The sequence below is a fragment of the Microcoleus sp. MON2_D5 genome, assembly GCF_036701905.1.
Lineage (GTDB): Bacteria > Cyanobacteriota > Cyanobacteriia > Cyanobacteriales > Microcoleaceae > Microcoleus.
This window is the reverse complement of sequence record NZ_JAUBRM010000016.1, coordinates 87,024-95,856: the sequence shown is the minus strand read 5'-3', so window position 1 is coordinate 95,856 and position 8,833 is coordinate 87,024. Positions and strand designations below refer to the sequence as shown.

Sequence of the window (8,833 nt, the reverse complement as noted above, 5' to 3'; positions counted from 1 at the left end):
TCATCTTTTTTCACAGTTTTACTAGCTTTTTCATTTTGGCGCTTTTTTCATATATTTGCAAAAGTGAGATGCACCCGTGCTGCCGTTCCCAAGTCAATATATCATCAATTGTTAAAGTGTAGTCGGGATTGGCAAGACTTTGCTCTCGGATGTCGATCGCAATTGCGGGGGAAACTAGCGACTGCGGGGAATAACTATCAATGCTGGCGCCTCCTGCATAAAAGCTGTTGGGTGCGTTGATGTGAGTGCCGCTGTGTTCCCCCATTGAGAATTTTCGCAGGAAATACCCGTCTGTTTCTATTTGAGATACTGTGGCAATTTGTGTGGCTGGATCTCCTGGCCAAATGGGAATATTTGGATGAATTGCATGGGTTAAGTCTATAATTTGGCTGTAGGCGATCGTTTTTAAGTTATTTGAGTTGAAGTTGTTGGGCATCAGGTTAAATATATCTATTATTTATTAAACACAGTTGAGTTTTTGACCTTTTGCAAGTTCAATATAAAATATAAAATCTACAATCTAAAATTCGATTAGTCGATCGAGCGTTGCTTCCATCACATCCTTTGTTTGCCCGGAAACAGTATACACCAAAGCTTCTCGATAAACTCTCCCGGCTGGGTGTAGCACACCGTTAGCAGCACCGCTAGAAACTGCAACCGCAGCGTGCCCGCAACGCACCGCTAAATCAATGGCTTGAGCTCGCAGCGCTAATTGTTCTGCTTTCGAGCTATGTTGAGATTGTGAGAAATTCTGTTTTAGCCGATCGAGCTTTTGCTCTAATTTTTGGCAAGCCGCCGTTATAAAAGGTGAATTCTTAGCAGCCGCCGCTGCGGCAATTACATCCAATCCCGCTCGAATACAGCCAAAAGTACCCGGAACAAAATTCAGTATATTTTTGCTGTCGTTTTCCGAAATCCAGCCGACAGGTTTAACTGAAATTATTTCCGATTCATGCAGCAACCAATTATCGAGAGTGGCTGTCACAGTATTAGTCGAGTTCATGGCGATTAACTGCATGATTTCGCTACAAGCTATTTTACCCGATTCGCGTTCACTATTGGTAAAAGGCACTAAACCGAAAACAGCACGTTCGTCAGGAAGTACCGCCGCTACAATAAACTTTTGAAACAAGCCAAAACCTGTTACCCAAGGAACTTTTCCTGACAGTAAATAAGCCGCTTTTACGGGAGTTGCGGTGACGGCTGGATCGCCCGATCGCCTCAAATGCGAAAACCCAATACCCAAGCGTAACTCTTTTTGGGCGATCGCGGGCAAGTATCTGCTTTTTAGCATTTCATTGTCGCTGTTGGCAAGCATCGCAGTTGCGCTGTGGTGCTGAGTTTGCAGGAAAGACAAAGCGCCGGAATATCGAGCCGTCAATTCTTGATATTGGTAAAAAATCTCCGGTGCAATTCCAGCACCGCCCCATTTTTGGGGAACTCGCAACGCTAAGAGCGATCGATCTTCCAATCCAGCAACTGCTGTTTTCAGCGCTTCCGAGTCGCTGTCGATAATTTCCGCGTGAGGTGCGACGCACTTTTGTAGGTAAGTTTCTGTGCTGTTGAGAATTTCTTGGGAATCCATTTTTTATAATTATTTTATAGCAGAGGCAGGGACACGGCACTGCCATGTCCCTACTACTCGCTCGCTCGGGGGGTGTACTTTATAAACGTATAATCGGCTTTATATTTATTCAAATTCTTATGAAGCGAGCCTAAAAGCCCGCCTCAAAACTAACTCCCTACCAAACTTTCCAAGGAGCCTTTCCTTCATCCCAAAGTTCGTTTAAATACTTGTATTCTCGAAAAGTATCCATCGCAAAGAAGAAGCCCTCATGACGGTAAGCCATCAACTGTCCGTCGGCCGCCAAACGCTGCATCGGCTCTTGTTCTAAAATACAATCATCTCCCCCCAAATACTCAAATACCCGGCGGTTGAATATCATATATCCAATACTGATCCAGCCGTCAACTTGAGGTTTTTCAGAAAATTGAACTACGCGGCTATCGCTGTCTACATCCAAAATTCCAAAGCGAGAAATCGGACGAAATGTGGTGACAGTGGCCAGCTTCCCGTGAGACTTGTGAAATTCGAGCAAGGCGTCAATATTGACATCAGCTACTCCATCGCCGTATGTCACCATGAAATTCTCGCGATCGATATATTTTTCGATCCGTTTTACCCGCCCTCCTGTCATGCTTGCCGCGCCAGTTTCAGCCAGGGTAACATTAAAATCTTGTTCCAGATGTTCCTCGTGATAAGTGATGGCATTTTGGCGTCCCAGACAGATAGTAAAGTCATTGTTCATGGCTTCATAATTGAGGAAATATTCTTTAATCATGTTGCCGCGATAGCCCAAGCACACAATAAAGTTTTGGAAACCGTAGTGTGCATAGATTTTCATGATGTGCCAAATAATTGGATGCCCCCCCACCTCAACTAAGGGTTTGGGACGAAATTCTGTTTCTTCTCTGAGACGAGTACCGAGACCGCCAGCTAGGATAACTAGTTGCATTTTGTCACATTTTTAAAGATGATAAATTAATTTATCATCAATCATCAGGGATTATTTCAAAGAATTATTAACATTTTCTCATAGTGAGTAAAGCTTTGTAAACCCCAGAAATCACGAATTATTATAAATAATCGTAGGGTGATCCGTGGACACCGTGTATTTAGGAATAATCCTAGGGTGTTCCGTGCACACCATGTATTTAAATGCTGCGCGCAATTTCTAACTACGAATAGGGTGGGTACTGCGGACAGTATATTTGAATACAGCGCAATTTCTAACTTACTAAGAGTCGATTAACAAATAGACAAAAAAACCGCCAAGACCTATACTAAATATAAGAAAGACCTTCAACAGAAATGAAAAATCAACTCGCTCGCCTAAAAAAGTTTTTAGGTATCCTCTGTGCGATCGCCTCAATAATTATATTATTCCAATCGGCTATACCTGGTGTTTACGCCACGGTTGTTGCACCGAAAATCTCAACCCTACCACAAACGACCGTAGCTTTTGTACCCAACATACCGGGCGGCGGATTAGACTTTCACGAATCAGCAGGAGGACACACTTTAGAGAGACACGTTGGCAAAACAGAAGCAGAACTAGCACAGCGACTCGCAAGCGAAACGAGAATTTCTGCAGCATCTTCTTTTACTGACCGTTCCGTCGCCGAAGCGGCTATTTCAGAAGCAATAAACAGAAATCAAAGTGCGATCGACTCCTGGGTGAAAAGTCCAGGCAATCGTTATACGATCGACTACAATGCCAACCGAATCATTGGCATTACTCTGCGTCGCCGCGCATCCAAAGCCACTTCGACATCTCGCCTGAGAATCGTCCTCCAGCGCAGCGCCAAATTACCTCCCGGATACTTTATCCTCACAGCCTATCCCCAATGATCAATCCATTTCCTCATTTAACCCAATTTTTCAGTTCCTACTTTCACCAAGACTGGCCGTTAGAAGCTGATACTCCCAGCGATGTAGTGAACAACTACCGCAGCAGCGAACCGCCCGCAAGTGTTGAAGCTGCATCGCAAGAACTCAGCAAACTGTTAGAAATGCCGATCGCCCCAGCCGATTTAGAAGCATTCATCCTCGATGAATTAGGGTGTTACTACGACCCACAATCCGAAAATCAAACAGTCCGAGAGTGGTTGGAATCGGTGCAAAAATCTTTGAATACTCCCAGCTAAAATCTATATATTTGTAGGAACACGGCAGTGCCGTGTCCTCTATATAATTCCGATGCCACCGAAAACGATATCACTTGCTAACCGTCAATAAGTAGCCTTCGTGGACGTTGAAATTAGGGATAACATAAGCCAAGCTGCCGCTACCCACAGACAAACTTTCTTCTTTAACAGTGACAAGCTGTGGCACGGCTCCTTCTTGATTGTTGGGAATTTTTTCTAATTTTAGAGTTATTTTCTGACCTCTTTGAATACCTAGCTGCTCCAAATTTCCGAGGCTTAATGTTACCGTTGTTGCTGAGGAAAAATTGGGGTCGAAATAACCTAAAAGTATCTGTGCTTTACCTTCAGGATTTGACTTGCTGGCTAAAGCGACAAGGCGATTGTTATTTGACCAACTCCGCACCCGCGAATTAACTCCGTCAGCATAAGCTTTGTATGCCCACCAAGCTGCTCTTGGCTCAAAAGTATTAGGCGTGACCATCCCACTCAGCGTATTGTTGAAGCAATTGCTAACTTTATTTGGCCCTTTACTCTCCCAACAAGCTCTGCAAGCACCGTCAGCTTTGGCATACTCTAAGTTATAGAAATAACCTAAGATTTCCCCCGGCTGGTACTGCGCTAAGTTCCCGACAATTTCGTTGACGTAAATTTTTTGCAAGTTCAGTTCCTTGTAAGAGGGACTTTGCTGAAAATTACGTTTAGCATCAATTACATGGTCGTCAACAAATAAGATCATGGTATCGTTAAGTTCGTGCCAAGCTAGGAAATTTACTTCCAGTTTGTTCGCTTTGCAGTAATCCAAAAAAGCGGCGAGATATCCTTTGTTGTAGTTGGTAATGCTCGGCCCGCCAATCATTGCTGACGGCCCCAATTCTTCTCGCAAAATTTTGTAAGCTCTTTTGTAGGTTTCAAAGAATTGTTCTCTGCTGCCATTCCAAAACGGATTTTTTAAATCTGGTTCATTCCATACATCCCAAATAATTTTCTTGCCTTTATTTTGCTGGGCTAACTGTCGGATGAATGCTTCCCACGCGGGGTAGTTTTGATAGGGCCAGCCATTGGGATTGCTACCGTAGCCCCACAAGTCGCTGACTACTAACTGAAACTCGGCTCCGCTAGCGATTACTCGATCGTAAATATCGAGTCTCCCCGCCCGCCAAAGTTTGGGCTGCAAGGGTTTGATCGAGCTATCCGGCGGTTTGGCGGTGTCGATTCCGTGCAGGATGCCACTCATGGAAATTGTACCGGTGGCTGGCTGTCCAAAATCTACTGTAACGTTCGATCGAAGTTGGGCGATCGCTCTTGGCTGTCCCAAATAGGCTATTAACAGAACAGTGACAATAGCTAAACCAATTGGCAGCAGTTTATTAATACGTGGGAACTTGAATGTAAATTGCATATCTTTTCTTTGGTTAATTTTTTGTGGAATGGGCATCTTGCCCGTTCCTAAGAATGCTGCAAGAGCTCAGTTTTAACGAACCGATGAAAACACTTCAAAACCCTGTATTGATTCTATCACTTGTTGCCACGAACGCGAGTTGATCAGCTCGTTGATCTCGAAATTAACTCCTTTTTCCGCAGCGAAAGTACCAAAATTTTGCACCCACTGAAAGATAGTTTCTGTGGTCAAATAAGGTGTGCAGGCCCAAGCAGATTGCAAATTATTCACCATCTCGGACATATCTCCCCGCTCGTAAGCCTCCCAAGCTTTCCACACTAAATAATAGTATGTCAGCAGGCTATCCACTTGCTGTACCTGCTTTTTGAGTTTCGGACTAATAGAGAAACTGTCGCTATCATCCTCAGCTACAAATGCCTGTTCAATTATTTCTCCATATTCCCGAAGCATCCGTTCTTCTTTGAATAGTTCTTGGGCTCGCGCTTTGCACGCTTGTCCTGCAAGCCTGCGCGATTCGGGATTTTCTGCCCATATTTCCATCGTTTCTACCAATTCTTTTACTGTTCCTTCTGGGTCGATTGTAGGATCGGGGAGCAACTTTCCCGTATCTCCCAATTCTTCAGGAATCCCGCTGACTGCTGTGGCCATTACGGGCAATCCTTTCGCCATTGCTTCCATAATTGCTAGCGGCATTCCTTCTGCTTGGGAAGATAAAATAAAGATGTCGCTGGCGTCGAGCCAATCGGCAATATCCCAGCGCTGTCCTAAGAATTTAACCTGTTCTTCTACTCCCAATTTGCTCACAGTTGCTCTTAATTCAGGTTCCATATTGTCGTGAGTAGTAGACCCCGGCCCGGCCCAAACAAAGTAAATTTGGGGCCAAATTGGACGATTTTTCAATTGGGCGATCGCCTGCAATTGATACTGATATCCTTTAATTGGAGTCAATCTCGCCGCCGTAAAACAAACGACAGCCTTTTCGGGGATTCCTTGTTCTTGACGCAGGCGTTGGCGAGTTGAAAGATTCGGCGGTTCAAAATAACTGTTCGGTCTCCCATAATAAATAACTTTGCCTCGTTTTAGAGGCACTTTAAAAATTCTTTTGCACAAGTTTAAATTTTCCTGGGACACTACTACTACTGCTTTGGCTAAATCGTACTGATAGGAGACAGCCGCCAAATAGGGAATTTGATCGCCCCGATCGAAACTTTCATAATTGCGACCCATATAACCGAGAGTAACTATGTACGGTATATTCTGCTTAATAGCAACTTGTTTGGGTGCAAAATTGGCCATCGGCGAGCCGTCGCTAAATATAATTAAATCCGGTTGAGCCTGCGCGTAAATTTTTTCAGCATCGCCTAAATTGTAAGCACCTCGCAAAAACTCTTTTATTGTGTCAAAATCTAGCCAAATATGTTCTATACCTAACTTTTTTTGTTCGGCAATTAAAGGGTGAGAAGCTTTAGTTTGAACGCTAATAACTTGGTAGCCTTCGGCTACTAATTTACACATCAGGGAGTGGTTGAACTGAGCTAAGCCTCCCACTCCGTGGTCTTCTGCGTACAGTAGTATGCGGGCTTTTTGCGGTTGAAAAATGGAAATATCTGCCGATTGAAATTGAGGAGGATTGTTAGCAGCAACCACTACGATATCTTGCCATTCTTTTAAATTGGTTAAGGCATAAGTATCAAAGTCGGTACCGTATTCTTGTGAAACACCTTTAAAAGTTTCTAACCATTTAAATACTGTTTCCGTACCTGTAAAAGGAGTGTAATGAAGAGATTTCTCCAAACACTCGACCATCTCTGCCAAATATCCATCACGGTACATCCGCCACGCTAGCCATACTAAACACCTGTAACGTTCCTCACGTTTCAAGTCGCGGATGTACTGAGGTAAGTCTAGCCGCGCGAAAAATTGCTCCATCACAATTTCCATATTTTCCATTACTTTGGAGCCGCTTGACATGAGATTACTGTCGTGCTGGCGATAGCAGGTTAATATCTCTTTTAACCAAACTGACTTGCAGCCTTTTAAAGCTAAACGTAGGACAAAATCTAAATCTTCGGTTGGCGGCAAGCGATGATCGAAACCCCCCAAGCGTTCCCACCACTCTCGCCGCAGCATCATGGCGCTGGGACGCACTGATTTGTACAAAACAAAAGTTTCTAAATCTAATTTTGGTGATTCTTCCCAAGGCTTTACTCCATAGATGCCTTCGTCGTTTTTGCCAACGATAAGCCAACCTGTTTGCACCAAATCTAATGTGGGGTCAGCGTCAAAGCAAGCTACTTGTTTTTCTAGTTTTTCTGGTAAGAAGAAGTCGTCAGCATCTAGAAAAGCTAAAAATTCCCCTTTTGCTAATTTGCAAGCACGATTTCGAGCAATTGCTGCTCCTTGGTTATCTTGATAGATGTATTGAATTAAATCGAGGTAAGGTGCTAAAAATTGGCTGGTATTGTCTGTTGAACCGTCATCTACGACGATAATTTCCCAGTTTTCATAACTCTGACTGAGAACGCTCTCTACGGCTTTGAGAATGTAGCGCTCGCAGTTATAAGTCGGGATAATGACACTGACGCGCACTTTTTTGGGAGTGATGATACTAGCCATTAACTGTTTCCATTCTGGTATGATTCTGAGAGCGATACCATCAATTGGGCAGCCGTAGCTGTTAGAAATTCCGGTAAGGCGCTTTACCCAATCTATTATAGTTAGTGTCAGCGAGGACGGGGTATAATCTAAAGATTTTTGCAAATACTCAGTCATTTCTGCCGGATAGCCGCTGTAGTAAAGTTGCCACGCCATCCATGTCATAGCCTCATAAAAAGCAAGCTTTTCTAATTGGCGGATGTCCTCTGGTAAGTCTGCTCTACTGAAGAAATTTTGCTTTAATTTAATACAAAGGTTTGCCTGTTTTAGCGCTCTCTGGATGGACACATTTTGCCCGTGCTGGCGGTAGCATACTGTCACTTGAGGCAACCAAGCAGCTTCGCAGCCAGATAGTGCTAAACGCAAGATTAAGTCGGCATCATCTACTGAATCATACTGAGAATCAAAGCCACCGACTCGTTCCAGCCACTGACGCGAAAACATCATGGCGCTGGGAAGTAGGGGCATATAAACAATCCAGGTTTTTAAGTCTAGCTGAGGCAAGTATTCCCAGGGTGTTACATCGAAAATACTTTCGCCTTGCTCTTTAACCATTCGCCAGCCACTATTAACAATTCCTAGTGATGGCTGAGCGTCAAATAACGCAACTTGTCCAGCTAACTTATCGGACAAGAAAAAGTCATCTTGATCTAAAAAAGCAATTAATTCACCTCGGGATTCCTGAATTCCTCGGTTGCGGGCGGCAGCTACTCCTTGGTTTTCCTGATAAACATAGCGAATTTTGTCAACATAAGGCTGCAATGCTTGGCGGGTGTCGTCGGTTGAGCCGTCGTCTACGACGATAATTTCCCAGTTTTTATAGGTTTGGCTGATGACGCTTTCTACCGCTTGCGCGATGTAGCGATCGCCATTATATGCAGGTAGAATTACGCTGACTTGTGGTGTCGAATTTGCCATTGACATAAGTTTGCTCGGTGATAACGAATGGTTTGGGAACACAACACAGATTTAGACGCCAATACACAGATTTTTGATCGTTGTTGGGCCTCTAAAATACAATTTTACTGATCTTTGTGGCTATACTGCTGACAGCCACCTCAATTTAAAATG

7 protein-coding genes are annotated in these 8,833 nt (G+C 43.9%); 2 read left to right on the top strand and 5 right to left on the bottom strand.

Annotation, left to right across the window (positions count from 1 at the left end; genetic code table 11):
- Window positions 1-10 precede the first annotated feature (10 nt).
- The 3 genes from QUA47_RS08315 to rfbF all read right to left on the bottom strand — a co-directional run bounded on the left by QUA47_RS08315 (window position 11) and on the right by rfbF (window position 2,516).
- Window positions 11-436 carry a cyclase family protein gene (locus tag QUA47_RS08315; RefSeq protein ID WP_333430404.1) on the bottom strand — a complete coding sequence of 142 codons (426 nt, stop codon included), beginning with the start codon at window positions 434-436 and terminating at the stop codon, window positions 11-13.
- 84 nt (window positions 437-520) lie between these two features.
- Window positions 521-1,585: an acyl-CoA dehydrogenase family protein gene (locus QUA47_RS08310; RefSeq protein WP_333430403.1), complete on the bottom strand. Its 1,065-nt coding sequence runs from the start codon at window positions 1,583-1,585 to the stop codon at window positions 521-523.
- 157 nt (window positions 1,586-1,742) lie between these two features.
- Window positions 1,743-2,516: a glucose-1-phosphate cytidylyltransferase gene (gene rfbF / locus QUA47_RS08305; RefSeq protein ID WP_190657938.1), complete on the bottom strand. Its 774-nt coding sequence runs from the start codon at window positions 2,514-2,516 to the stop codon at window positions 1,743-1,745.
- Between the two features lie 356 nt (window positions 2,517-2,872).
- On the opposite strand from rfbF, the gene QUA47_RS08300 reads away from it, so the two are divergent.
- Window positions 2,873-3,412, top strand: coding sequence for an RNase A-like domain-containing protein (locus QUA47_RS08300; RefSeq protein WP_333430402.1), 540 nt, complete (start codon window positions 2,873-2,875; stop codon window positions 3,410-3,412).
- Entirely contained in the window at window positions 3,409-3,708 is a 300-nt protein-coding gene (locus QUA47_RS08295) for a contact-dependent growth inhibition system immunity protein (RefSeq protein ID WP_333430401.1), read from the top strand. Before QUA47_RS08300 ends, QUA47_RS08295 begins: the two co-directional genes overlap by 4 nt.
- Before the next feature lie 70 nt (window positions 3,709-3,778).
- Here the strand turns inward: QUA47_RS08295 and QUA47_RS08290 are convergent, their stop codons facing one another.
- On the bottom strand, window positions 3,779-5,107 hold the full coding sequence (locus QUA47_RS08290) for a GH39 family glycosyl hydrolase (RefSeq protein WP_333430400.1): 1,329 nt from the start codon (window positions 5,105-5,107) through the stop codon (window positions 3,779-3,781).
- Between the two features lie 72 nt (window positions 5,108-5,179).
- Complete coding sequence (locus tag QUA47_RS08285; RefSeq protein WP_333430399.1) at window positions 5,180-8,680, bottom strand: glycosyltransferase; 3,501 nt, start codon at window positions 8,678-8,680, stop codon at window positions 5,180-5,182.
- Between the last annotated feature and the right edge of the window lie 153 nt (window positions 8,681-8,833).